Genomic DNA, 24489 nt, shown 5'->3' with positions numbered 1-24489 from the left:
GTCTCTAAAGCTTTAATTTTTTGAATATAAATTCAGGAATACTCCTGATAATCATCATGATAATACTCCAAACCGGCAAAACATATGCCACATTCTTCTGCTTTTTGAATGCTTTATAAATGCACGCAGCAGCCTGTTTGGGAGTAGCGGTCAGTTTAGGATTCAATGGCAGTCCTTCTGTCATTTTGGTTGCCATAAACCCGGGTTTTATCGTAAGTACATGAACTTTTTTATCAAAAAGATAGTTTCTGAGGCCGCTTAAATAAGCTGTAAAAGCTGCCTTTGCACTTCCATAGATAAAGTTGCTCTGCCTTCCGCGGTCTCCGGCTACGGATGAAAGCCCGATAATCGTTCCGGATCTCCTGCTCTCGAATTTATGGGCAAAATAGTTCATCACCGGAACCAGCTTTGCATAATTGATGTCGATAATCCGTTCCGTATTCCTGTTGTCATAAAGACCTTCTTCTGTTCCTTCACCCAGATATCCTACTGCGCAAAATAATACATTTGAATTGATATAATCAAATTTATTGTAATCGGTCTCTTTCATCAGATCCAGTTCCACTACTTCAGACTGCTGAAGAAATTTCACGTCGATATGTCTTGCAAATCTTTCCGTTGTTTCTTTACTTGAAGTGAAAAGATAAATCTTTTCAAATTTTTCTCCTTCCTGGAGGGCTTTTTCCACAAACGCCTGTGCTACTTCAGACGTACTTCCCAGAACTATCATTTATGAGTTGTTGTTTATGATTCTTTTGTGCTGTAAAGACACAAATTTAGGATTTTGAATATTTTTAAGATAATTCGTCAGTGACGAGCGGCTCATGCTGTCTTTGGTGAGATAGATTCTTCCTCCAAACTGCTGAACAATATCATCCAGGCTTTCCACCAGTTTTTTCAGCTTTGAATTGACCTTAAAATCAAGAGCCAGAGTATATCCCTCAAAAGGAAACGAGTTATATGCCTGCGGATTATTTTTTCCGAACAGTTTTAAAACAGCCAGAAAAGAACCGTTTCCGCTCGCGGCTATGGTTTCAAGGATCTTTTTCATTCCCTCCTTACCTGTTTCTTTCGGGATCACCATCTGGTACTGAATAAAACCGGATTTCCCATAGATCTTATTCCAGTCGCTGATGGCATCCAGCGGATAAAAAAATGTTTCGTAATCTATAAAGTTTTTAACTTCTTTTTTAGTCTGTTTTTTATAATACAGCAGATTGAAAATCTTCACAGTAAGCGCATTCAGAACAAATCCGGGAAAATAAAACGGAACGGAAGGCTGTAATTTTCCTTTCAGCCTTAACGGTTGTTTTGCCAGGTTCTGGGGAAGTTCGTGATGAAAAGCGTGCTCTCCTCTCATCAGGATGCTTCTTCCCAGGTTTTTGCCTTTCTGCAGACAGTCTATCCAGGCTACGGTATACGTCCAGTTTTCACTTTCTTCAAAAAGCCTGAAGATCTCGTCCAGATTTTCTGCCTTAATGCTTTCCTGGCGGATATAGGCAGATTCTATATTTTTAAGTTTGAATTTTGCAGTAAGAATGATCCCCGTAAGTCCCATTCCTCCAATTGTAGCCCAGAATTTATCGGGGTTCTCTTCTCTGGAACAGGTAATGATCTCTCCGTTTTCCGTCATAAGTTTAAACTCAACAACATATTCGGAGAAACAGCCTTCCGCATGATGGTTTTTACCGTGGACATCGGAAGCAATTGCCCCGCCCACCGATACAAATTTCGTTCCCGGAGTTACATATAAAAAGTATCCCTGTGGAACTGCAATTTCAAGCACATCGGAAAGAAGAATACCGGATTCACATTCTATCACCCCGTTGAGGCGGTCGAAACTGATGAATTTATTGAGTTTTTTGGTCGAAAATATGCTCTCTCCCAATGAAGCATCCCCATAACATCTCCCGTTTCCTCTTGCGATCACTTCATTATGACCGAGTACAAAATCTTTGATTTTCCTGAAACTGTCTTCAGATCTCATTTCTTTTTCTACTACCGGGAAATTGCCCCAGTTGGTAACTTTCTGTGTGAAATTCGGCTTCATTTTTTAAAGTAGATTTGAATTAGAAATGCGGCTACCCAAAGTACTAAAGTAACCTGTATATAGCGGTCTCTGTACACAATTTTTGTAGGAGACTCCGTTCTGTTGTATACCAGGGTCTGCTGAAGATACCTCAAAAATGCAAAAACCACAAATATTACGGTATAGAAAACCCTCTGATGAAATCTTCCCTGAACTTCAGGTGAAAGGGTAAACATCAGATAGCATACAATGGCCAGTGTTACGGAAATGGAAAGCGCAATATCTGCAAACTGTACATTGTAGCCGTCCAGCGCCCGTCTTGTTTTTCCTGAAACCTGGGCATTAATAAGTTCTCCCCTTCTTTTTCCGATAGCCAGTACCAGCGCCAGTACAAAAGTAAGCAGAATGGCCCACTGAGAAATATTAATTCCTGTAATATAGCCGCCTGCCAGAACTCTGAATACAAAACCCAGGGCTATAATAAAAATATCGATGATAGGAATATGCTTCAGTTTGAAAGTATATGCGAGGTTCATCACAAAGTAAGATACGATGATCGCACTGAACTTCCATAAAGGTTCATGAAAATAAAGCTGCGCAACACCTACCAGGATAATATCTGTGATAATAAGTACAGTAAGAATTGCTAATGCTTTTGATTTTGAAACTGCACCGCTTGCAAGCGGTCTTCTTCTTTTTTCGGGGTGCTTTCTGTCTGCTTCAATATCATTGTAGTCATTCAGAATATACACCACGCTTGCCGCCAGTGAAAAAATAATGAATGCAAAAACGCTTTTGGTGAGCAGATCTACATTGGTAATGTTTCCTGAAAAGAACAGAGGGACAAAAACAAACAGGTTTTTCACCCATTGCTCCACCCGGAGCAGTTTAAGGTATTTCTTCATTTATGCTATTTCAGATGCAAAAGTAATAAATTCAAAATTCATAGCATAAAAATACAAAAAAAACCGCCGAAGCGGTTTCTTACGAAAATATTTATATATTAAATTAATTACTGCCCCTGTTTGGCATCATTAATCATTTTTTCATTAGCAGTGATAGCAAATTCCACTCTTCTGTTTTTAGCTCTTCCTTCATCTGTATCGTTGGTTGCTACCGGCATTGCTTCACCTTCACCTTTTGTAAACATTCTGGCTGATGCAATTCCTTTTCCTGATAAATAGGCTTTTACAGCATCTGCTCTTCTCTGGGAAAGTGCCAGGTTGTAAGAATCAGATCCTTTGCTGTCTGTATGCCCGTAGATATTGATGTTGGTATCCGGGTTATCTGCAAGAACTTTAGCTAATTTATCAAGGTTGCTCTGGGCAACAGAAGTAAGATTTGAAGAATCGAAAGCAAAGTTGACGATACTTTCGTTCATGGTTACTTTAATTCCGTCTCCTACTCTTTCTACTTCAGCTCCCGGTAAGGTTTCTTTAATATCTTTAGCCTGCTTATCCATTTTGTTACCGATCACGTTACCTGCAACTCCACCGATAATACCGCCTAATACTGCTCCTAAAGCACCGTTTTTACCTTTTCCTACATTATTTCCCAGGATTCCCCCGATTACAGCTCCTGATGCAGCTCCTACGGCAGTACCTCTCTGCTGGTGATTAGAATTCTGAACGGCTTCACAGCTTGTCAGTAACAATGCTGATGATAAGAATAGCGCTCCAATATATGTTTTAGTAAATTTCATTTTTTTGATCTTTTATGTTGATAAATTATTTCATACCTGTTCTCTGGAAGTTGTAAACAACTTTTACAGTATTTCCGTCAAAAGGAACATCCTGTACCAGGGAGAACTGATCTGTGGACTGATTAGTGATTGTTAAAGAATATCCTGCAGTATTCTGCTTGGCTTTTGTTCCTGCAACGATTTTTTTGAACATGAAAGTATCGCCGTTTTTAACTTCAAATTTGATAGGTTGTGTCACTGCCGGGCATGCACCTCCTCCGTTTAAAGTATAAGCGCCGCTGTAATTATTCGGGATCAGTCTCCAATGACTGCCTACAAAACACTGGGCATCCGCTCCTTCATCAAAAGGCTTGATCTTGTATCCTTTTTCATAATCCACGCTTACGATCTGCCAGTCACCTTTTAGTTTAAGGTAATCTGCTCTTTGGTTTTGTGATGTTTCTGCTTTTTTCACGGAGGAACAAGACACTGCAAAAAGTGATGTTCCCAACATCCCTGCAAGTAGTAACTTTTTCATTTTGTTGTTTATTATTTTGTTATTATAAAGTTACAAAAAACCGTGCCAAAATTGAAAAATAAAAATAAAAAAGTCCGAAAATTTCGGACTTTCTATGCTTTAACCTTATATACAGGCAGATAAATTATTTTTTAACACCCTTTTTTACGGATTTCGCAGGCTTGGCACCGGTTGATATTTTTCCGTTATAGAAGTTGGTATATGCATATTCTGCGGCTTTCTTTACATCAATCACTCCACCGGACTGGGAATACTCAGAAAACTGGCCTGTTTTATGATTGCTGCTTTTCACCAGCGCCTCTATGATCTGATAAGGCTTGAGATCTGGCATATAAGCCAATAATACCGCTGCTGCACCCGCTGCTACGGGAGATGCCATAGAGGTACCCTGCAGATATTTATATTCATTTTTAGGAACGGTAGAATATATTTCTTCACCCGGAGCAAAAACATTCACCATCTTTTTATTGTAATTGGAGAAGCTTGCTCTCAAGGCATCATTTTTATTGGTACTTGCTCCTACTACCATTACATTGTTTACAAACGGTTTTTCATCTGTTACATTTTTAAAATTGGTAGGGTATGCCAGGTGTTCTGCCACATCTTCATTTTCGTTTCCTGCTGCTTTTACCAAAAGAACTCCTTTATCTTCTGCATATTTGAAAGCGTCCCAAACAACATTTTTCCCCGGAGAAACAGGTTTCCCGAAGCTCATATTCAAAATTTTAGCGCCGTTATCCACGGCATAGCGTATTGCGTTGGCTACGTCTTTATCTCTTTCGTCACCGTTTGGAACGGTTCTTACAGTCATGATTTTCGCTACTTTTGAAGCCACTCCGTACTGAACCACTTTTCCCTGTGGAAGACCGGCAATAATTCCGGCAACGTGTGTCCCATGCTCTGCATCTGCTCCTTCATAATGATTGTTCCCGTAATTTTTCTCTGAATAATCATCATAATTATCGCCTACGATCTCTTTTCTCGGGTCATAGCTCAGGTCATACTGCTGGGCCTTCGGGGTATATTCATCAAGCGCTTCTTTCATCTGCTCTTTCATCAGCTTTTCAAATTCAGCTGAAGTTTTACCGTTGAAATCAGGACTCTGAGATACCTGACTTAAAACCTGAAGAGCAATAGCATCTTTCTGATCTTTCGGCTTAATAGCGCTGATCGTTCCTGCCGTTACAGATTTACCGTCTAATAATCTCACCATATCGGGTATAAGATCGTTGATCATGGTATATGTCTGAAAGCTCTGTCTTGCCTCGATACTGTTTTTACTGAACAATTCTTTAGATTTCATGTACAGCGCAAATTCTTCCGGCATTTTTGCCTGATTGGCTTTATTTTTTGTGGAATCGTTTCCTTCGAAAACGGGCTTATACTTGGCAACAACTCTTGTTACTTCCATATTATCGATTCCGATATCGCCGTTTTTACCACCGATAAAATTCCATCCGTGAACATCGTCGATATAGCCGTTTCCGTCGTCATCTTTACCGTTTCCCGGAACTTCATTGGGGTTTGTCCAGATATTTTTCACCAATCCCGGATGATCTACCTGAACTCCGCTGTCCAGAACGCCTACAATAACCGTTTTAGGCTTCAGCCCTTTCGATTCTAAATATTTGTATGCATTTTCAGTATTTACACCGTATACTTTTGTAGAAGACCAATCTTTATGATACCAGGTCATCAGATCTTTATCTTCATTCGGATCGATTTTTGCCGATTTGGCTTCCTGGGCATAAGAATAACTTAATCCTGCTAAAAAAACAGCCGCTAATAATACCTTTTTCATATATTGATTTATTTTATTGAGGTCACAGACAGCCGCTTTCTCTCTTACGGCAGCCGGTGAATTATTTGATATTTTTAATATACATCAACGATTCAGGACCTTTGTTGCACACGAGATCCAGAACCGAAAGATCTTCTAAAAATCCGTATTTCCCGGAAAAGGTCTGATAATATTCATCCATTCCGAATTCTGAAGGAAGTTTTGCAGAAAACCTGTCTCTGAAATTTACCTCCTCCGGATTTTTGATATATTCTTTATTCAAAGAGTGTGCCTTTTCTGTTTTTAATATCTGTTGGATTACTTCCAGGCCTTTAAGGTTAAAATCCAGAAGAAATTTTTCTTTCATATCAAATATTTTTCTGAATTTATCTTCATAATATTCAAAATAAGGTGAGCTCTGGTAAGCAGTTTTTATGGATTTCCAGTGAAGATTTCTCCAGTCTTCCCTGTAAGAGATCTCCATATCTTTAAACGCTCTGTTTCCGTTGTGATTAATCGGAATAATCAATGAAAGTTTCCCGTTGGCTCCGTAGATATTGGCTCTGTTCCTGTAAGTCTGTTTAGGAAAGTTTTCAAACTGTTCAAATATAATTTCGTTTTCAGGGTTCAGAAATACTGAAAACCATGAGATCGGAGGCATATAAAATACCGGCAGTAATGCATTCGTCATATTCATAATACAAAAATGAAGTATTTTTTCAAATACTTCATTCTATTTTGGGGTTAATTTAATTATAATTCGTCTTCTGTTTTTTTCTTTCTGAACAGTTTCATAAAATACTCCCATCCGAAGAATAAGATCAGGATCATGGCAGCAATCCACCAGTAGGACGTTTTGTTGGCTTCTCCTGTATTGGTTGCTTTAAACATTCTTTCCCAGCGGATCTTGAACGGAGCCTGATAAGAAGAACTGCTGTCTTTGAAAGCACCCTGAAGGCTCATCCATGTAAACATGGGCTTTCCTACGATATTCTCTTCCGGAACGAAACCAAAGAATCTGGCATCTAATGAAGCATCTCTGTTATCTCCTACCATCATATAATAATCCTGCTTAATGGTGTAGCTGGATTCCGGCTTACCGTTGATCAGAATCTGATCTCCGTTTACAGATACACTGTTGTGCTCGTATTCGGAAATAATCCATCGGTACATCGGAAGGGTTTCTTTATTGATCGTTACCACATCTCCTTTTTTAGGAATTCTTACCGGTCCGTACCAGTCCTGGTTCCACGGTTTATTTACCGGGAAGATAGATTGTGTTGTATCTATTTTTGTTCTTGCTTCGTTTTTGTATGCAATAGCAGCTTCTCCTTTTGGCATTACATTTTCCTTCATATCGATCACCTGAGGAAGCTCTTTGATTTCTTTGGCGATCTTATCCGTCAGTCCCTGGAAACCATATACAAAGCCTGTTTGCGTCTGCTGTTCCTGTACGGGAAGAAATCCGTAGATGTTATACAGAGCAGGAATATCGAGCTGGCTTCCCGTAGTTACGAGGTAACCGTGCTGTACTTCCTGATCTCCAAGAACTGTTTCCGGCTTTCCGTTGACAAAAAGTCTTCCGGCTCTCATTTCAAAGGTATCCCCTGCGGTAGCTACACATCTTTTAACGTAAGGGTCTTTTCTGTCGATGGCTGTATGTACGGAATCCTGTGGGTAATTGAATACTACCACATCATTTTTCTGGGGTTTCCCGAACTGTAAAATTCTCGTATAAGGCAGCTTTATGGCATCTACATAAGATTTCGGATCATCTTTCGGGTTATTCTTCTGTCCTGTATCCATAATAGTTCCCTGAAGGAAAGGAATGGCAACCGGACGCATCGGCATTCTGTATCCGTAGCTCCATTTATTTACGAAAAGGAAGTCTCCCACCAAAAGGGTTCTTTCCATGGATCCGGTAGGAATCCCGAACGGCTGGGTTACAAAAACGTGGATAATAGTTGCAAAAACTACGGCAAAAGTGATAGATCCGAGGAATGTATCTTTCTTTTTCCCTTCTTCTTCCGAAGAAAAACCGGGAACTTTTGAAGAAACATTTGTTACAAATAAATCAAAAATCTGTGCACTTACATTCAGTATTTTATCATGTTTTTCTTTACGGTTCTTCTGCTCTTCTGTCAAGTATAGCTCATCTTCTATTTCAGTATCTTTAGAATAATTTACTATTGCCATATAAACAAAGGGAAGAAGGACGGTAAGAAGCTTATTCTGGATAAGATTTTTTCCAAATTTATTCATTAAATATAAATGGAATACTGTCATCATAATAGGACCTACAATTGGCAGGTACGATAAAACTGCCCACCATTTCGGATGATCCGTTTCTTTTAGAATAACTAAATAGTTACAGAAAGGTATAAAAGCCAATAAAGGACTATACCCCATTTTCCTGAACAGCTTCCATGTAGAAATCCCCATCAGTAAAGATAAAATGAGGACATAAACTGTATAAGTTAAAAAATAATTCATAATTTTTTGTGCCTATTCTGAATAAATATGATTAATGATGAATAATAAATGATAACCGCTTTGAGCTATTGACAATTCATTATTCATCATTTCTGTTATTGGTATGCAATTTAAAGAATTTGTTACAAACTAAAGCCCCAAAACGTCTTTCATGGTAAAGTTTCCTTTTTTATCCCGGATCCACTCTGCGGCGACTATGGCTCCCAGTGCAAAACCGTTTCTGTTGAAAGCGGTATGTTTGATTTCAATTTCGTCTACTTCACTTCTGTAAAACACGCTGTGGGTACCCGGAACCTCATCCTCACGAACGGCAAAGATTCCCAATTCCTTCCCCTGGGTCTCTTCAAGTTTCCAAGCATCAAATTTCGGATTATTTCTGATGATGCCCTCAGCAATGGAAATCGCTGTTCCGCTGGGTGCATCTTTTTTGTGGATATGATGAATTTCTTCCAGCTGGCATGAGTATTCATCTACATTCTTCATCAGACCGGCTAATTTTTCATTTAAAGCAAAGAACAAATTTACGCCTAAACTGAAGTTTGATCCGTATAGGAACGCCGTACCATTATCTATCGCAAGTTTTTCAATGCCGGCTTTTTTCTCCAGCCATCCTGTTGTTCCGCAGATCACCGGAATTTTGTTTTCAAGGCAGGCTCTGATATTATCATATGCTGCTTCCGGCAGTGAGAATTCGATAACCACATCGGGATTATTAAGATTTTCTGCTGTTGGCGTTTCTTTCAGCCGGGCTACCACTTCATGACCTCTTTTCTGAGCGATCTCATCGATGATCTTCCCCATTTTACCGTATCCAACTAATGCTATTCTCATGTGAAATTCTTTATTTGTATGCCTTTGAAAACTTTTCAGTTCATCAGGCTGTATTATCATCTTTTTTTTAAAATCTGTAACTTAAAGTCAAGCCTGTTTTTGGCGGTGAGAATCCGTACTGATCCTGAATCACCGCAGGATTGAACGTAAGGTCGGGATCATGACGGCTTTCGTAAAGGTGCGCATCCACTACTGCGTCCATAATATTCAAAATATAGATCAGGCCAGTGATTGCAATAGCATAGTCCCTCTGTCTTTTGGATCTGTCCTGTGCATTGGCCAATGCTCTTTTATCCAGTCCCGGATTGCTGTCTACAAATTCATTGGGGGTTCCGTTCAGTTTTGCGATATAATATTCCCTGTATTTTTTATACTGGTTGTCGTTCCAGATCGCAATTCCTACTCCGGCTCCTACTGCTCCCCATACAACAGGTATTTTCCAGTATTTTTTGTTGTAATATTGTCCTAATCCGGGAAGCACAGCGGAATAAAGTCCTGCTCTTGTAGGATTAAGTTTTATTGTTTTTCTGGTAGGTCCATTGGCCTGTTCCAGATCTGCTATTATTTTAGCTTCGGTTTTAGACGGTTTCACAGGTTTCACCGATACAATACTGTCTTTCGGACGTTCGTTCATCCTGACAGTATCTATGGGAGTTACCTGTGCACAAACCAGTGCCGTAATGCACAGAAAAAATGTGAAAAATATTTTCTTCATTATTTAATATGGGATAAAATATATTCCAGTTCTTCTTCATTTTTGAAGTCCAGAACAATTTTACCTTTTTTACCGTTTCCTGTGGTCTTGATCTCCACTTTTACATCTAAAATATCAGCGATGGTCTTTTGTGCTCTTTTATAGCTATTGGAAAGCTCAACGCTTGCCTTTTTCGCTGCGGGTGATTTAGGGTTCTTCAGTGCCGTTGCGGCCTGTTCAGCCTGACGCACATTCAGCTTTTCCTTGATAATCAGGTCAAATAAAGCCTGCTGATGTTCTTCGCTCTCAAGACTGATGATTGCTCTTCCGTGTCCTGCTGAGATCTCACCGCTTCTGATAGCGTTCTGAATATCAGGATTCAGTCTCAGAAGCCTGATAGAATTGGTGATGGTACTTCTGTCCTTCCCTACTCTCTGGCTGAGATTTTCCTGGGTAAGCCCGATCTCGTCCAAAAGTCTCTGATAGGTTAAAGCGATTTCTATGGCATCAAGATCTTCTCTCTGGATATTTTCCACAAGGGCCATTTCCAGAAGTTCCTGATCATTTACCAGGCGGATATAAGCCGGAATAGTCGGAAGCCCTGCAATTTTACTTGCGCGGTAACGTCTTTCCCCGGATATGATCTCGAATTTCTCACCGTCTTTTCTTAAGGTAACCGGCTGGATTACGCCTAAGTTTTTAATAGACTGGGCAAGTTCGTTTAATGCTTTTTCGTCAAAATAAGTTCTTGGCTGGGTCGGATTCGGGTAAATATCTTCAAGGGCTACCTCTACAATATTTCCTACAAACTTATCTGCTCCTTCATCGGTAGCAGAATTGATCGTCGCTTTGGATTCGGCACTTAAAATAGCGCCCAGCCCGCGTCCCATAGCTCTTTTTTTGTCCTTCATAGATAGTATTGATCAATGATGATTGATAGGTGACGGTAAAGGCCACCCGGAGTTCATTTATGTATTAATTTAATTTTTTACTAAATTTTCGTTCTTCAGCAATACTTCTTCGGCAAGCTGGATATATTGTACGGCTCCTTTGCTTTCGGCATCATAGTTCAGGATACTTTCTCCAAAGCTTGGTGCTTCGCTCAGTCTTACGTTTCTGCTGATAATGGTTTCAAATACCATTTCCGGGAAGTGGGCGTTTACTTCTTCCACCACCTGATTGGATAGTCTCAGACGGCTGTCATACATCGTTAAGAGAAGTCCTTCGATACCAAGATCTTTATTATGGATTTTCTGTACGTTTTTCACGGTATTCAGAAGTTTCCCCAGTCCCTCCAGGGCAAAATACTCACACTGGATCGGGATGATCACTGAATCGGCGGCGGTAAGCGCATTCACGGTAATCAGTCCTAAACTCGGCGCACAGTCGATGATAATATAGTCGTAATCTGCTCTTACTTCTGCCAGAGCTTTTTTCAGCATATATTCACGGTCTTCCTTGTCAACCAGCTCAATTTCGGCTGCTACCAGGTCGATATGAGAAGGGATAATATCCAGATTCGGAGTTGCTGTTCTTTTGATGCAGGCTCTGGTGTCTGCACTGTGTTCCAACAGATTATATGTAGAATACTGAACATCTTCCACCCCAAGACCTGATGTGGCATTGGCCTGCGGATCTGCATCAATGATTAATATTTTCTTTTCCAATACCCCTAATGCTGCGGCTAAATTTACAGCTGTTGTTGTTTTTCCAACTCCTCCTTTTTGATTAGCGATACCTATGATTTTTGCCATTATTCGAACTTTAGGTTTCAAAAATACACTTTTTTCTTTGCTCCCGATAAACGGTGAAATCCAAAATTGAGTTAAAATATTGTTAATAAGCAATTTAACAATAAAAAAAATTATCCACAAAAAAAATTCTTTGTGGATAACTTTTTAATATCTGTTTATTCTGTCCTTTTACTCAAATTTCATTGAGATCGGGAACTTGAAATAACTTCTTACAGCCTCTCTGTTTTTATTCAGTCCAGGCTTCCATTTTCCTTTGATATTTTTTATGGTTCTTACGGCTTCTCTGTTGAAGTCCGCATTTCCTCCCTCTGCTTTAATTCCGGAGATCGTTCCGTTTGTTTCAACAATAAAGGTAACAACCGTTCTCATGGTTTCTCCGCTTCCATCGAATCCTGAACCATCAAAGCTGTTGGTTACTTTATTTCTGAAGGCATTAATCCCTCCTTCAAACGCTGCTTCAGAATCTAATTCATTACCCGTTGCAATATGATCGTCCGAAACTTTAGGAGCCGGTGGTCCCGGCGGAACATAAGGTACAACAGGGCCTTTTCCGGTTCCTTCAAGATTGATGGGTTCTGCTCCTCTTTTTATAGGTTCAGCTGTAAAGTCGTTTTTAAAACCTGCAACTGCATCATCCGGAACCGGTTCTTTTTTGGTATTGTCATCCGGGGCCGTTGATGAAGGGGTTGGAACCGTGCTGTCGAACTGTTTCACACTTGGCGGCTGCGTTACCTTTGGGGGTAATGTCTGTGCAGGAGGAGGAGTTACAGGAACATCCGGAATAACCGGATCTACGAGTTCAAGTATTACTCCATCTTGTCCTTCTGACGGCGCATCCGGTTTAAATGCCGAGATAACGAAGGGAGTTACTGAAACTGCGGCCAGTAAGCTTATTCCGATAAAAAGGGCTTTGGTTAATATCCGGTCTGATTCATTTCTTAAAACGTAAGCTCCGTATTCTTTGTTACGATGCTCAAACAGAACTTCGTTGAAACGAAATTCCTGATTTTGATGTATCTGTTTCATCACTATTAAATATTTAAACTGTTAGTACAATCAATTAATTGATTATTAAATCTGTTAGCCTTATCGATAAGCAATGAGTCAATATCAAAATATCTGCCATAATTTTATCAAAACACCAAAATTTTAAAAAATTTTATGACAATGGTTAAAATTTAACATTTTCCAGGAGTGAAGATGTTTATTCTGCATATCTTTAAATACCGTGAATTCACGATTTTTTTATTAGCGTATCCCATCATATCCATTTTATCAACAGGGATGATTCAGGTTAATGATTATATTTTGTTATAGACCTATGCAGAATTTTAAAATCCGGTTAAATAATTTTGAATAAAAGCTGTCATCAGTTTCAGAAAAAGTACGCTTAACCGGGTGGTTATAGCCTAAAAAGACAATCTCTTAAAATTCAATTTTTTATAAAAAACGACGTTCAATTTACAAATTGATAATCAATCGGTTATATTTATTATTTTTTAACATTAGTTTAACATTTTTGCTTATCTTTGCTTTTCGTCAAACAATTAAGGATGTCTTTATACCAGAGAATTGCAGAAAAACTACAATATATAAGCCCGGATTTTTATAAGAAAAGGTATTTCAAGACCTTAAATAATCTTAATAAAGATAATTTTTCCGAGCGGAATGTAGAACCGGAATTGGTATGGATTAAGGAATACCTTCCTAAAAACGCCGTGATACTGGACATTGGCGCCAATGTCGGAACTTTCCTTTATCAACTGGAAGACAAGCTGAATCCTGAAAACATTTATGCTTTTGAACCCAACAAAAAGCTCTGCCGCCGCTTAAAAAGGTTATTCCCTACCATGCGGGTACTGCCTTTAGCTCTTTCTGACGAAAACACTATGGCAGAATTTAAAGTTCCTGTGATTAACGGCAAAATGATTGCTTCCCGGGGAACCTTAAATACTTCATATAAAGAAAAAGGGGAAGAAAAAAGCTATACTGAAAAGGTAAAAGTCATCAAGCTGGACGAATGGGCTGCCATAGAACACTTCAGCAGACTGGACTTCATCAAGATAGATGTGGAAGGAAACGAGATGAAGACCCTTTCAGGAGCTAAGGAAACCATCCAGCAGTTCTACCCTACCCTGATGGTAGAAATGGAACAGAGACACCATGAAAGCCCGATATGGAATGATATTTCTGAAGTGAAAAGCTGGGGTTACGAAGCCCGGTACCTCAACAGAAGCAACTTTATGCTGGAAGTTCTTACAGAACAGATCCTGCTGCACAACACCCATGATGAAAAAAACAAAACCAACTATATCAACAATATCATTTTCATCCCTAAAAACCACTAAAAAGACATTATGAGTGTAGTAGCGAGACAAGGCTTCAAATATTCCATCATAGGTTATATTGGTTTTTTGCTGGGTACGGTATCTGCCATTTTCATTTTTCCGAGCGATTTTGAATTTTACGGAAAACTGCGATACAGTATGCAGACCGCAGAAATGCTTGTCCCTTTTGTTGTTTTCGGAATTTCCTATGCGAATGTAAAATATTTCAATTCTTTACAGAAAGACGGTAAAAATCAGAATATGCTGTCTTTATCCCTCGTTACGATACTCATTAATTTTTTGTTATTTTCTGTTGTATTTTTTGTTATTCCTTATTTTTATCCGAAGTTTTTTCATTCGGAAGCCTGGAAGATCAAAGAAATCATCCTTCCCCTGATTTTGATTTTATCGCTCTGTGCGATTTTCAATAAATACGTATCCAATTATAAAAGGATCGTGGTTTCCAATATTTTTGATAACCTTTTTCCGAAAATAGCCAATCTGGGAGCTTTTCTGCTGTTTTCCTACTTTACGTATTTACAGTACGGACAGGTTATTTCACAGCGTATTGCCTTTATCTTTTTTTTCGGGATGTTTGCTCTGATGCTTTTAGGATATGTTTATTATACGAATAAGCTTGAAAAAATACATTTTGATCTTGATACGGGCTATTTTAAAAAGGATAATTTCTGGAAAGAATTTCTCAATTACTGTTTTTTCGGTTTTCTGGGAACCTTTGGGAATTATCTGGCCATCAACAGCTTTATGATCGGAGAATTTATGGGAATGGAGGAAAACGGAATTTATTCTGTTTTATATGCCCTGATCTCACTGATCTCTATCCCGCAGCTGGGGCTGTTCAATATTTCCGCTCCTATTATCAGTAAAAACCTTGCTGACGGTGACATGGAAGCTCTGGATAAGTTCCATAAAAAAACCTCTCTTACGCTGTACTTTTTAGGTGCCGTGCTGTTCTCCTGTATTATGGTAGGATTTCCCTATCTGACGCAATTTATGCCTAAGAACGGAACCATGCTCCGGGAATATGAACCGGTAGTCTGGATATGGGGTTCTGCGGTTTTACTGGATCTTGCCACCGGATTCAACGGAAACATTATTTCTCTTTCGAAATATTACCGTTTCAATATCCTGGTGATGCTTTTGCTGGCAGGCTTAACTATTGGACTGAATTATTATTTTATAAAAAACACGGAACTGAAACTGATCGGAATAGCTCTGTCTACGGCGATTTCACTTACGACTTACAATGTTGTTAAGATCATTTTCAATTATATTGTCTTTAAGGTATCACCCCTTACTATTGAGATGATTTTTGTTTCGATTATCTGCACCCTGGCTATTACCGTAGCCATCGTTCTTCCGAATTTCAACAGCAATTTCATCAACCTGGTCTATAAACCGGCCGTTGTCCTGATCCTGATCTATATCGGAAATTATTTCACCAAGATTTTCCCGATCGAGGACTACCTGAATATGAAATTTATTAAAAGTATTTTTAAGTTTAAATAGGGAGAGAAAAGAAGCCGGAGGAGGGAAGTTTTTGAAATTATAAAGACCAGCGTCTACCTGAAACTGATATTAAAGAAGGTTTTTCAGGGTATTTTCCAGGCTTTCCAGAACGGAGTTTTTGCTGTACTTTTTCTGAAAGTCAAACTGTATGTGTTTTATTTCTGAGAGCTGACTGATTATATCTTCTTTTTCGGGGATAATAAATTCAGGCCCGGAAGGGTAATTTTCCGGAAAGACAGCTATTTTTCCATACCTGACCGCATCGCCAAGATTCCCGGTCATTTTTGTTGACCCATACGTTTCCTCAAGGCTGAAAAACTCGGTTTTCTGCCGGATCGGGCACCATAAAAGATCTGCTCTCTGCATCCATTTTTCAAAATCCTCATGGGAAACCCTGTCCGGAAAATACCGGATGATAATATTTGCAGGAAGTTTTACAGACAGGCTTTCAAGCTGCTCCAATTCTTCATGCTGAGCTTTTCCAAGAAAGACAAATTCGTATTTTTCCTGAGTTTTCAAATTTTGAAGAACATTAAAAACATGGCTGTAATCCCTTCTTTTCTGAGACACTCCCCCCGGAATTACGATTACCGGATAATCATTATCTGTTTTTTCAAAAATTGCGGTATAAAAAAGCGGCAGGAATATGTGCCGGCCTGAAGACAGTTCTTCATCCAGCACCAACAGCCTTTTTGCTTTCTGATAGACCTTTGAGGAATAAAACAGACCTTCTTTCCACCAAAGTTTCAATCTGTAAATAATATCCGATCTGAAGACGCTCTTCAGCAAAGCCCATTTTGAAGACTGTGAAAAGTTTATATTATGAACAATAACTGCCGTGTTATATTTACGGGTTACTGCCAGGAAAGTATTGAAATAGCGGTGAACGGTTCCTATAATGATGAGATCATATTCTTTTCCTTTCAACTGTTCCAGAAGCATCGAGCTGTCTGACAGAAATACATGTTCACGCTTTCCGCTGATCCGGTCGCTGATTCTTTTTGAGAAATAATAATCTACTGCAAAATCTGATGAATCTGCCATGATATCCATGAAAGCCTGAGCTATTTCGGCGTGGGTATCTATTTCGATGTAGGCTATTTTTTTCACTTATAAACGGTAAGATTAGATTGACGACAGGTTTTGGAATTTTGTTTTAAACGGGCCAAAGCCTGTTTTATGGAATACTGTTATGTGTTGACTGTAAATTTCACGCGTTATATTCTACATTTTAAGCCATTTTTTCTTCAGCATTTTCCAACGCTGATCATTGACGGCTTTTTGTTCTTCTTTGGAAAGTTTCAGTTCCAGCTTTGCGGATCTGCAGTTTTCATATGCTCCGGTAATCCTGAAGAAAAAGGTAACCGACCTGCTTTTTGCAGCTTCTTTGGCGGCGGCAATATAGGCGAGAAACCTGTTCAGTCCCAGAAAATAGAAATACCGTCCGTAATAGTCTGCGGGCCTGATGGTGTAATCTGCACCTTTTACTTTGATCAGCTTTACATGAAGTTCGGGGAGAACCACTTCTTTCCAGCCCAGTTTTTCCAACAGAATAGAATCGATATTGTCCCAGCCTAAGGTCTCCCTTAAACCTCCTATCTGAAGAAAACATTCTTTCCGGTAAGCTTTCACGGGACCCCTTACATGATGTCTGTTTGAGTTTCCCTCATACACCCAGTTTCCTTCTTTTTCTACGTATAACAAGCCTCCGACAAGCCCATATTCCGGGTTATTTTTAAAAGCTTTTTCTACCGATTCCAGATAGTTTTCAGGAAGGATAATATCTGCATCAAATTTACAGATAATCTCAAAATCTTGTGTATTCTCTGTCTGTAATCCGTTTTTAAAAGCATTCACGACTTTTGATCCGGGCTGATGGGCTGATTTCTGAAGATCAACTGTTTCAAAGCGGGAATCGCTGCCCGTATATTTTCTGATGATCTCAGGGGTACGGTCTGCGGAGCCGTCATTAACGACTATCACTTTAAAATCTTTAAAGCTTTGCTGCTGCAGAGCATCCAGGGTGAAGGGAAGATTTTCCTCTTCGTTATGGGCAGGAATTATAATTAAAAACCTCAAAATTTTAGGGATAAGGAGTAATAAGTGATAAACGGCATACCGGCGGTCTCCGCTTATCACTTATTGATTATTTTTCTATTTGTTATGCGGTTTCAGCATATTTTTAGGATCAAGGATCTCATCCAGTTTTTCCTGAGAGAGAATCCCTTTTTCAAGAACAAGGTTGTAAACACTTTTTCCTGTTTCCAGGGCTTCTTTGGCAATAGCCGTAGACTGCTTGTACCCGATGTACGGATTAAGGGCTGTTACGATACCGATGCTGTGTTTTACCATATTCAGGCAGACTTCTTTATTGGCTGTAATTCCTACCACACATTTTTCGCGGAGGGTATCCAGGGCATTGCAAAGGAAGTGGATATTTTCCATAATGGCATGGGAAAGTACCGGTTCCATTACATTCAGCTGTAACTGGCCTGCTTCTGCGGCAAAGGTTACGGTAAGATCATTTCCGATCACTTTAAAGCATACCTGATTGACCACTTCCGGAATAACGGGATTTACTTTTCCTGGCATAATTGATGATCCCGGCTGCATCGGCGGAAGGTTGATCTCAAATAATCCGGCTCTCGGTCCTGAAGAAAGCAGTCTTAAATCGTTGCATATTTTGGACAGTTTAACGGCCAGACGTTTCATTGCTGAAGAATAGATTACATAGGAACCCGTATCGGGTGTCGCTTCAACAAGATCCGGTGCGGAAATAACCGGGAACCCGGTGATCTGTGCAAGGTTTTTGGCACAGAGAGTAGCGTAGCCTACCGGGGCATTCAGTCCGGTTCCGATGGCGGTTGCTCCCATGTTTACTTCTACAAAAAGTCCGGCATTGTTATTCAGTTTGGAAATATCTTCTTCCAGAGTTGCTGCGAAAGCTTCAAATTCCTGCCCCAAAGTCATCGGAACGGCATCCTGAAGCTGGGTACGCCCCATTTTGATGACATCCTGAAATTCTTTTCCTTTGGCACGGAAAGCCTCTACAATTTTCTCAAGTCTGTCCACCAGACCTGCATTCATCTGAAGCAGTCCCATTTTGATCCCTGTGGGATAGGCATCATTGGTAGACTGGGAAAGGTTGATATGGTCGTTAGGGGAACAGAATTCATATTCTCCTTTATTTTTTCCTAATTTTTCCAGTACGATATTGGCGATTACTTCATTGGCATTCATATTTACTGAAGTACCTGCCCCACCCTGAATCATGTCTACGGGAAACTGTTCGTGGTATTTTCCGGCTGCTATTTCATCACAGGCTTCTGCTATTTTGAAATACAGATTCTCATCCAGCAGTCCCAGTTCATAATTGGTTTTTGCGGCTGCTTTTTTCACGAAAGCCAATCCTTTGATAAAATCCGGATATGAAGACAGAAGTTGTCCTGAGATTTTAAAATTGTCAATTGCTCTTTGGGTCTGAACTCCATAATAAGCGTCTGCCGGCACGTTCAGTTCTCCCAGCAGGTCACTCTCTTTTCTGAAATTTTCCATTACAGATGTTTTAACTTTTTTAGTGTTTAAATATAGCAAAAACGCATCTAACCGATGCGCTTTAATAAATTATTTTGTTGGGTATTTTTGAATTAAAGCCTGAAGTATTGCCCATGTTTCGGCATCCATGATCCCGTCATAATTCTGCGGGCGGAAATGGTACTGGAAAGCTTCTATTGTTTTTTTGGTGGCATCATCCCATTTACCGCTGAATTCCAGCGCATATCCAAACTTCTGAAGTGCTGTCTGAATTCCAAAGATAAATGAAGCATCGTTATATTTAGCCGCCAGGTCGGTCTGGGCCAGGGTAAGGAAGTTCTGTTTGGCCGCTTCATCATACCACATTCCTATCTGGTATTCGTCATAGAGTTTCTTCCAGGGGAACATAGGTCCCGGATCCTGTTTTCTTGTAGGAGCAATGTCTGCATGAGCGAGAACGTTGGTTGCCGGGATCTGATACCTTGTCACAATGTCTTTGGCCAAAGCGGCTACTTTTTTCACCTGTTCATCACTGAAAGGAGCAAATACTCTTTTTCCTGTTCCATCGGTTGTAAAACCTGTATTGACGATCTCAATACCTATTGAAGTATCATTAAGGTTTTTATCGTTTCTCCACGCACTTACTCCGGCATGATAGGAACGTTTATTTTCGTCTACCAGCTGATAGATCTGATTGTCTCCGGTATTATTTACCAGGTAATGGGAGCTTACTCCCTGCTGAGTCAATACTGTAACTGACTTATCATCCGGAAGGGCTGTATAATGAAGGATCAGATAACGCTGTCTGAAATTCTGTGCTATGGCGGGGAAATAGGTTTTTACCACTTTATATCCTGCAGGTTTAGCAGTAACGATGGAGCCATAGCTGGCCGTATTATCGTTTTTTGCCGGGTCTGCTAAATTGGTTGTAAAAAACTCTACTCCGTGTTCGTTTATAATTTTAGGTTTGGGAGCTTCGGGAGCCGGAGTTTTAACGGGCGGTTTTGCCTGTACTACGGGTGTTTTCGGCTGGTAAGAACTTTTTTTCACATTTTGCTGAGAAGTACATGAAAAAACAAAAGTGCTTAATCCGATGATATATAATGTTTTACGCATCAGTTTAGTTTTTTAATGATTTATTACCTCAAAAATACACAAATTTTTCTTGAAATTTATTTGGTAAATAAAGAAATCTGTTCTATATTTGCACTCGCAATAACGGAACAGCGGTCATTAAAAAACAAATAAAAAGGAGGGTTGCCGGAGTGGTTAACGGAGCAGTTTGCTAAACTGTCGACGCGAAAGTGTCGCAAGGGTTCGAATCCCTTACCCTCCGCTTAAAATATATTTCGGGGCGTAGCGTAGTCCGGTCATCGCGCCTGGTTTGGGACCAGGAGGTCGCAGGTTCGAATCCTGCCGCCCCGACTTTTAAAGCTTGTTTATTAAGCGGAAACAACTCTTTTAGGGTGCGTAGCTCAGCTGGATAGAGCATCTGCCTTCTAAGCAGACGGTCAAAGGTTCGAATCCTTTCGCGCTCACAAAAAACCTCACAATTTTTATTGTGAGGTTTTTTGTTTATATTAGTTTCATGTGTTTCTGTTATATTCTTTATTCTGAATCATCAGATAAATATTATGTTGGACATTCCTGTGAAGATTTACAGGAAAGACTAAGAAAACATCTTGCACATCACAAAGGTTTTACTGCAAAAACGAAAGACTGGATTGTTGTTTATTTTGAAATTTTCAATTCCAAAGTGGAGGCATATAAAAGAGAACGGGAAATAAAAGCATGGAAAAGTAAGTCCAAAATCAAGAAGCTTATTAAAGAGTCTATCAGATAGAGCATCCCGATTTTAAATCGGGACGGTCAAAGGTTCGAATCCTTTCGCGCTCACAAAAAACCTCACAATTTTTATTGTGAGGTTTTTTGTTTATATTAGTTTCATGTGTTTCTGTTATATTCTTTATTCTGAATCATCAGACAAATATTATGTTGGACATTCCTGTGAAGATTTACAGGAAAGACTAAGAAAACATCTTGCACATCACAAAGGTTTTACTGCAAAAACGAAAGACTGGATTATTGTTTATTTTGAAATTTTCAATTCCAAAGTGGAGGCATATAAAAGAGAACGGGAAATAAAAGCATGGAAAAGTAAGTCCAAAATCAAGAAACTTATTAAAGAGTCTATCAGATAGAGCATCCCGATTTTAAATCGGGACGGTCAAAGGTTCGAATCCTTTCGCGCTCACAAAAAACCTCACAATTTTTATTGTGAGGTTTTTTGTTTATATTAGTTTCATGTGTTTCTGTTATACTTATAAAAAAGGTATTACCACAAATGCAGTAATACCCAAAAAAAATACATAATATTCAGACCATGTAATTTAATCTGTAAAATTTTTCAATATGAAAGCCATATAGGAATCATCTTACTATTTTCATATACTCTTCATATGATAAAAATTCATCCGTTGAGACAGAGGTTGAAAGAATAAAGAACCAGCAGTTATAAGGATCCGTATTGATATGAGAAAGCCTTAAAGCTATATTTTTATTGATTTCCGCAACTTTGCCATCACAGGGAATGATAAGCGGAAAAGTTTTATTGACGCCATATACGGCTCCGCAGGAACTTTCTTTTGTTATAAAAATTTCTTCTTTACCGAATTCAATCAGATGTATTTCACCGATCTCTTTCTGGGCAAAATCCGTAATGCCCGTACAGAAGTCATACAGCCCTATTTTTCTTAACCACAAATGGTTTCTGGTATAGTAAAGGTTTTTAGGAACAAGCATAGAATTTGTCAGCCAATAAATTTATCCGGGGTTTCAGTGATCGTTTTTATCCTCAGTATATATTCATACTTTGCCCAGGCGCAGGCATCCCTCACACAATATTTATCTTTTGGAGAACGTTGAAATTGTAAATATTTCATAGGCTGATGCCGGCTGGTTATGTTCACAAAAGTAGGAGCTTTACCATAAAGAAGAAATGACGCATATCGTCTATAAACTTGATTTAAGTCAAATTTATATTGAGATAAAATTCCTTAATTTAGTAATCCATGATTTCAAAGTTTATTTTTAATAATCAATACCTTTTTGAAGAGCTTCCTCCCTTTGATAAAGAGATGCTTCAGAAGGTGATGCAGATTAAAAATTATCGTAAAAAAGAGGCTGTTTTCACTGAAGGAACTATTCCAAACGGAATTTTTTTTTTGAAAGAGGGCAAGGTAAAGAAATATAAAGTTGATAATGACGGCAGAGAACAGATTATCTATATCTATAACGCAGGGGAATTTTTTGGGTATTCAGCGGTATTGAGTAATGATTGCTATGGCGATACAACGCAAGCCATAGAAGGCTCTGTTATTGCTTTCATCTCAAAAGAGAGCTTTCTGAATATTCTTGATAAGTCAGAGGTATTTTCCAAACTACTTCTCAAAAGTCTCAGTCATGAATTCAGTGTAATGGCTAATCTGATGACGGTTTTATCTCAACGAACAGTCAGGGAACGTGTTGCGCTCAGTTTACTGATCTTACATAAAAAATATAAGGCAGATGCTTTGGAAAATAAAGTTTACATCACCCTTTCCCGTACAGATCTTGCCAGTATGGTGGGAACCGCCGGTGAAACATTAGCCCGGATCCTTCACGATTTCCGGGAAGAACAGCTTATTGTAATGGAAGGAAGAAAAATACATTTAATGGATTTGGAAAAACTGACCCATATAGCCAATATTTACAGATAGCCTACCTGCTTCTAAAATCTTTTTGTTGGGTTTCCCAAAGCTCTATGAGAAATGATTTTCCACCATACATTCAACTTTAAATCTGGCATAAAGCAACTATTCATGTTTAGACATCAAGGGAAGGGACGAAAATTTTCCCATAATTTAAAACTGGCTTCTATGTTATCCGGGGTTGCCGGATTAGTCAATATCACAGGAGTACTGTCTGTGAAAAGCTTAACCACCAATGTAACGGGGCATTTTGCTTTTTTTTCAGAACAGCTATTCCTAAAGAATTACAAAATGGCATTGATTTATTTGCTGTACATTTTCTTTTTCTTGTCAGGTGCCTTTATTTCAGGCTTAACTACTGAATGGACGGCAAAATATAAACCTCACGGTTCCTATATAATTCCTTTATCCATTGAAATCGTCATTATTATTTTTGTTGGCTTTTCACCTGACTTATTACCTCTTCATTCTCCAATGATGATCTCTTCAGCATTACTTTTTGCTATGGGATTACAAAATGCCCTCGTCACACGTGCTTCACAGTCTGTGGTACGAACCACTCACCTCACAGGACTGTTTACAGATCTGGGAATTGAGTTATCCCTGTTATTTTTTCATCATCAGAAAGCAAAACGAATGCAAGTCAACAAAAGTATTTTTTTAAAATTAATGATCATCTTCTGCTTTTTCATGGGAGGAATCATTGGGGCACTCACCTATCAGCATTTCCAGTTGAAAACTCTTGTTATTCCCGCATGTTTACTTTTAACTGCATTGTGGTATGACAGGTTATCAGTAAGATATTACCATATTAAAAGGAAATTGAGATGAATATAAACTACTCCGGATTTAGTGTTCCGGTAATCCTTAAAACGTATATTCATCATATACTGTACTGATAAGCTGATCAGAATTGATATTTCGCGAAAAAATGGGATAATGAAAACGGTCCAGTTTGTTCAGGATACGGATAAGCTCCATCTTTTCGCGGCGATTAAGATTTCCGGCTACGATATGGGTCGCCTGGCGGATCTTTTCCATCTGGTTTTCCAGGATCTGCAATCCTCTGTCAGTAATGCGGATCAGTTTGCTGCGTTTATCCAGATCAGAGTCTGTCTGTTCAATAAGTCCATGGCGCAGAAGCCTGGCAATAATCAGCATACCCACAGGTTTATCGTGAATATTCTTTTTGATAAGAGCCATCTTGGTCATTTCACCAAAAGCCTTCAGATTAATCAGATAAATAAAGTCTTCCTGAGTAGAGAATTCTGAATCTGAAATGGCAGACTTTGAGTACGTTTTCGCATATCGGTTAAGATGAACAAGCAATGTACTTATGGCACTTTCCGGTGTTCTTCCGTTTTCTTTACCCTCCCAGTAAGGTTCTTCTTCAGAACCCTTTTCCTGTTCAGTCTGCTCCTTATCGGAAATCCATTCTTTAAACCCCTGAACAGTTCCCGGATATAAATCAGGGCAAGCCCGGACTTCGGTTTCAAACTCCTGCAGAAGGTCTATAAAATCTTTAATAAGTGTATAGTTCATATCCGTT

The 24489-nt window shown here is 39.2% G+C and carries 25 protein-coding genes and 3 tRNA genes; 9 read left to right on the top strand and 19 right to left on the bottom strand.

The annotated features are described in order from the left end of the window. Positions 1 to 4 precede the first annotated feature (4 nt). The 13 genes from AC106S_RS09775 to AC106S_RS09715 all read right to left on the bottom strand — a co-directional run bounded on the left by AC106S_RS09775 (position 5) and on the right by AC106S_RS09715 (position 12826). Entirely contained in the window at positions 5 to 730 is a 726-nt protein-coding gene (locus tag AC106S_RS09775; protein ID WP_482438884.1) for an SDR family NAD(P)-dependent oxidoreductase, read from the bottom strand. Next, positions 731 to 2050, bottom strand: a complete 1320-nt coding sequence (locus tag AC106S_RS09770; RefSeq protein WP_482438883.1) for an FAD-binding oxidoreductase — start codon at positions 2048 to 2050, stop codon at positions 731 to 733. Beyond that, positions 2047 to 2934, bottom strand: coding sequence for a decaprenyl-phosphate phosphoribosyltransferase (locus AC106S_RS09765; protein ID WP_482438882.1), 888 nt, complete (start codon positions 2932 to 2934; stop codon positions 2047 to 2049). The genes AC106S_RS09770 and AC106S_RS09765 overlap by 4 nt, the downstream gene beginning before the upstream one ends. Before the next feature lie 107 nt (positions 2935 to 3041). Beyond that, entirely contained in the window at positions 3042 to 3731 is a 690-nt protein-coding gene (locus AC106S_RS09760) for a YiaD family glycine zipper/OmpA-like lipoprotein (RefSeq protein ID WP_482438881.1), read from the bottom strand. 25 nt (positions 3732 to 3756) lie between these two features. Next, positions 3757 to 4248, bottom strand: coding sequence for a hypothetical protein (locus AC106S_RS09755; protein ID WP_482438880.1), 492 nt, complete (start codon positions 4246 to 4248; stop codon positions 3757 to 3759). 124 nt (positions 4249 to 4372) lie between these two features. Continuing rightward, positions 4373 to 6049 carry a S8 family serine peptidase gene (locus AC106S_RS09750; protein ID WP_482438879.1) on the bottom strand — a complete coding sequence of 559 codons (1677 nt, stop codon included), beginning with the start codon at positions 6047 to 6049 and terminating at the stop codon, positions 4373 to 4375. A 61-nt stretch (positions 6050 to 6110) separates the two neighbouring features. Next, positions 6111 to 6725, bottom strand: a complete 615-nt coding sequence (locus tag AC106S_RS09745) for a WbqC family protein (RefSeq protein ID WP_482438878.1) — start codon at positions 6723 to 6725, stop codon at positions 6111 to 6113. Positions 6726 to 6781: 56 nt separating this feature from the next. Continuing rightward, positions 6782 to 8521 (bottom strand): signal peptidase I, encoded by a 1740-nt coding sequence (gene lepB / locus AC106S_RS09740; RefSeq protein ID WP_482438877.1) that lies wholly within the window; start codon positions 8519 to 8521, stop codon positions 6782 to 6784. Between the two features lie 129 nt (positions 8522 to 8650). Further along, positions 8651 to 9352, bottom strand: a complete 702-nt coding sequence (gene dapB / locus AC106S_RS09735) for a 4-hydroxy-tetrahydrodipicolinate reductase (RefSeq protein ID WP_482438876.1) — start codon at positions 9350 to 9352, stop codon at positions 8651 to 8653. Between the two features lie 67 nt (positions 9353 to 9419). Next, a complete protein-coding gene (locus AC106S_RS09730) occupies positions 9420 to 10067 on the bottom strand; it encodes a DUF5683 domain-containing protein (protein WP_482438875.1) in 648 nt (215 codons plus the stop codon). Further along, entirely contained in the window at positions 10067 to 10957 is an 891-nt protein-coding gene (locus AC106S_RS09725) for a ParB/RepB/Spo0J family partition protein (RefSeq protein WP_482438874.1), read from the bottom strand. The genes AC106S_RS09730 and AC106S_RS09725 overlap by 1 nt, the downstream gene beginning before the upstream one ends. A 69-nt stretch (positions 10958 to 11026) precedes the next feature. Then, positions 11027 to 11800, bottom strand: coding sequence for a ParA family protein (locus AC106S_RS09720; protein ID WP_482438873.1), 774 nt, complete (start codon positions 11798 to 11800; stop codon positions 11027 to 11029). A gap of 168 nt (positions 11801 to 11968) precedes the next feature. Beyond that, positions 11969 to 12826: an energy transducer TonB gene (locus tag AC106S_RS09715; protein ID WP_482438872.1), complete on the bottom strand. Its 858-nt coding sequence runs from the start codon at positions 12824 to 12826 to the stop codon at positions 11969 to 11971. A 527-nt stretch (positions 12827 to 13353) separates the two neighbouring features. Between AC106S_RS09715 and AC106S_RS09710 the strand changes: the two genes are divergently transcribed. Next, complete coding sequence (locus AC106S_RS09710) at positions 13354 to 14148, top strand: FkbM family methyltransferase (RefSeq protein WP_482438871.1); 795 nt, start codon at positions 13354 to 13356, stop codon at positions 14146 to 14148. Between the two features lie 9 nt (positions 14149 to 14157). Next, positions 14158 to 15657, top strand: coding sequence for a lipopolysaccharide biosynthesis protein (locus tag AC106S_RS09705; RefSeq protein WP_482438870.1), 1500 nt, complete (start codon positions 14158 to 14160; stop codon positions 15655 to 15657). Positions 15658 to 15726: 69 nt separating this feature from the next. On the opposite strand, the gene AC106S_RS09700 is transcribed toward AC106S_RS09705, so the two are convergent. From AC106S_RS09700 to AC106S_RS09685, 4 genes are all read right to left on the bottom strand, one after another. Then, entirely contained in the window at positions 15727 to 16767 is a 1041-nt protein-coding gene (locus tag AC106S_RS09700; RefSeq protein ID WP_482438869.1) for a hypothetical protein, read from the bottom strand. Between the two features lie 114 nt (positions 16768 to 16881). Then, positions 16882 to 17736: a glycosyltransferase family 2 protein gene (locus AC106S_RS09695; RefSeq protein WP_482438868.1), complete on the bottom strand. Its 855-nt coding sequence runs from the start codon at positions 17734 to 17736 to the stop codon at positions 16882 to 16884. A 75-nt stretch (positions 17737 to 17811) separates the two neighbouring features. Next, entirely contained in the window at positions 17812 to 19212 is a 1401-nt protein-coding gene (aspA, locus tag AC106S_RS09690) for an aspartate ammonia-lyase (protein ID WP_482438867.1), read from the bottom strand. A 69-nt stretch (positions 19213 to 19281) separates the two neighbouring features. Next, positions 19282 to 20307, bottom strand: coding sequence for an N-acetylmuramoyl-L-alanine amidase (locus AC106S_RS09685; RefSeq protein ID WP_482438866.1), 1026 nt, complete (start codon positions 20305 to 20307; stop codon positions 19282 to 19284). Between the two features lie 135 nt (positions 20308 to 20442). Between AC106S_RS09685 and AC106S_RS09680 the strand changes: the two genes are divergently transcribed. From AC106S_RS09680 to AC106S_RS09660, 5 genes are all read left to right on the top strand, one after another. Then, a tRNA-Ser gene (locus tag AC106S_RS09680) sits at positions 20443 to 20527 on the top strand. A gap of 14 nt (positions 20528 to 20541) precedes the next feature. Next, a tRNA-Pro gene (locus tag AC106S_RS09675) sits at positions 20542 to 20616 on the top strand. 39 nt (positions 20617 to 20655) lie between these two features. Continuing rightward, a tRNA-Arg gene (locus AC106S_RS09670) sits at positions 20656 to 20729 on the top strand. A gap of 50 nt (positions 20730 to 20779) precedes the next feature. Further along, a complete protein-coding gene (locus tag AC106S_RS09665; protein WP_482438865.1) occupies positions 20780 to 21034 on the top strand; it encodes a GIY-YIG nuclease family protein in 255 nt (84 codons plus the stop codon). 103 nt (positions 21035 to 21137) lie between these two features. After that, a complete protein-coding gene (locus AC106S_RS09660) occupies positions 21138 to 21392 on the top strand; it encodes a GIY-YIG nuclease family protein (RefSeq protein WP_482438864.1) in 255 nt (84 codons plus the stop codon). 229 nt (positions 21393 to 21621) lie between these two features. Here AC106S_RS09660 and AC106S_RS09655 read toward each other — a convergent pair whose 3' ends face one another. Then, positions 21622 to 21993, bottom strand: a complete 372-nt coding sequence (locus AC106S_RS09655; RefSeq protein ID WP_482438863.1) for a glycine cleavage system protein H — start codon at positions 21991 to 21993, stop codon at positions 21622 to 21624. A gap of 269 nt (positions 21994 to 22262) precedes the next feature. Here AC106S_RS09655 and AC106S_RS09650 point away from each other — a divergent pair, with 269 nt between their 5' ends. Both AC106S_RS09650 and AC106S_RS09645 read left to right on the top strand, forming a co-directional pair. Further along, positions 22263 to 22949 (top strand): Crp/Fnr family transcriptional regulator, encoded by a 687-nt coding sequence (locus tag AC106S_RS09650; RefSeq protein WP_482438862.1) that lies wholly within the window; start codon positions 22263 to 22265, stop codon positions 22947 to 22949. A 102-nt stretch (positions 22950 to 23051) separates the two neighbouring features. Further along, the gene (locus AC106S_RS09645) at positions 23052 to 23771 is read left to right on the top strand and encodes a YoaK family protein (protein WP_482438861.1); all 720 of its coding nucleotides are present in this window, start codon (positions 23052 to 23054) and stop codon (positions 23769 to 23771) included. Between the two features lie 36 nt (positions 23772 to 23807). On the opposite strand, the gene AC106S_RS09640 is transcribed toward AC106S_RS09645, so the two are convergent. Continuing rightward, positions 23808 to 24482, bottom strand: a complete 675-nt coding sequence (locus AC106S_RS09640; RefSeq protein ID WP_482438860.1) for a MarR family winged helix-turn-helix transcriptional regulator — start codon at positions 24480 to 24482, stop codon at positions 23808 to 23810. Positions 24483 to 24489 lie beyond the last annotated feature (7 nt).

It is taken from the genome of Chryseobacterium sp. FR054, assembly GCF_056844565.1.
The sequence above is the reverse complement of the archived record's forward strand: the minus strand, read 5'-3'. Positions and strand labels throughout refer to the sequence as shown.

Bases quoted from the DNA above. Each gene is read 5' to 3' on its own strand.
- AC106S_RS09685 (WP_482438866.1), bottom strand. From the start codon at position 20,307: ATGCGTAAAACATTATATATCATCGGATTAAGCACTTTTGTTTTTTCA.
- AC106S_RS09730 (WP_482438875.1), bottom strand. From the start codon at position 10,067: ATGAAGAAAATATTTTTCACATTTTTTCTGTGCATTACGGCACTGGTT.
- AC106S_RS09640 (WP_482438860.1), bottom strand. From the start codon at position 24,482: ATGAACTATACACTTATTAAAGATTTTATAGACCTTCTGCAGGAGTTT.
- AC106S_RS09710 (WP_482438871.1), top strand. From the start codon at position 13,354: ATGTCTTTATACCAGAGAATTGCAGAAAAACTACAATATATAAGCCCG.
- dapB (WP_482438876.1), bottom strand. From the start codon at position 9,352: ATGAGAATAGCATTAGTTGGATACGGTAAAATGGGGAAGATCATCGAT.
- AC106S_RS09720 (WP_482438873.1), bottom strand. From the start codon at position 11,800: ATGGCAAAAATCATAGGTATCGCTAATCAAAAAGGAGGAGTTGGAAAA.
- AC106S_RS09715 (WP_482438872.1), bottom strand. From the start codon at position 12,826: ATGAAACAGATACATCAAAATCAGGAATTTCGTTTCAACGAAGTTCTG.
- AC106S_RS09645 (WP_482438861.1), top strand. From the start codon at position 23,052: ATGTTTAGACATCAAGGGAAGGGACGAAAATTTTCCCATAATTTAAAA.
- AC106S_RS09775 (WP_482438884.1), bottom strand. From the start codon at position 730: ATGATAGTTCTGGGAAGTACGTCTGAAGTAGCACAGGCGTTTGTGGAA.
- AC106S_RS09655 (WP_482438863.1), bottom strand. From the start codon at position 21,993: ATGCTTGTTCCTAAAAACCTTTACTATACCAGAAACCATTTGTGGTTA.
- AC106S_RS09725 (WP_482438874.1), bottom strand. From the start codon at position 10,957: ATGAAGGACAAAAAAAGAGCTATGGGACGCGGGCTGGGCGCTATTTTA.
- AC106S_RS09705 (WP_482438870.1), top strand. From the start codon at position 14,158: ATGAGTGTAGTAGCGAGACAAGGCTTCAAATATTCCATCATAGGTTAT.
- AC106S_RS09745 (WP_482438878.1), bottom strand. From the start codon at position 6,725: ATGAATATGACGAATGCATTACTGCCGGTATTTTATATGCCTCCGATC.
- lepB (WP_482438877.1), bottom strand. From the start codon at position 8,521: ATGAATTATTTTTTAACTTATACAGTTTATGTCCTCATTTTATCTTTA.
- AC106S_RS09755 (WP_482438880.1), bottom strand. From the start codon at position 4,248: ATGAAAAAGTTACTACTTGCAGGGATGTTGGGAACATCACTTTTTGCA.
- AC106S_RS09770 (WP_482438883.1), bottom strand. From the start codon at position 2,050: ATGAAGCCGAATTTCACACAGAAAGTTACCAACTGGGGCAATTTCCCG.
- AC106S_RS09665 (WP_482438865.1), top strand. From the start codon at position 20,780: ATGTGTTTCTGTTATATTCTTTATTCTGAATCATCAGATAAATATTAT.
- aspA (WP_482438867.1), bottom strand. From the start codon at position 19,212: ATGGAAAATTTCAGAAAAGAGAGTGACCTGCTGGGAGAACTGAACGTG.
- AC106S_RS09650 (WP_482438862.1), top strand. From the start codon at position 22,263: ATGATTTCAAAGTTTATTTTTAATAATCAATACCTTTTTGAAGAGCTT.
- AC106S_RS09750 (WP_482438879.1), bottom strand. From the start codon at position 6,049: ATGAAAAAGGTATTATTAGCGGCTGTTTTTTTAGCAGGATTAAGTTAT.
- AC106S_RS09660 (WP_482438864.1), top strand. From the start codon at position 21,138: ATGTGTTTCTGTTATATTCTTTATTCTGAATCATCAGACAAATATTAT.
- AC106S_RS09760 (WP_482438881.1), bottom strand. From the start codon at position 3,731: ATGAAATTTACTAAAACATATATTGGAGCGCTATTCTTATCATCAGCA.
- AC106S_RS09765 (WP_482438882.1), bottom strand. From the start codon at position 2,934: ATGAAGAAATACCTTAAACTGCTCCGGGTGGAGCAATGGGTGAAAAAC.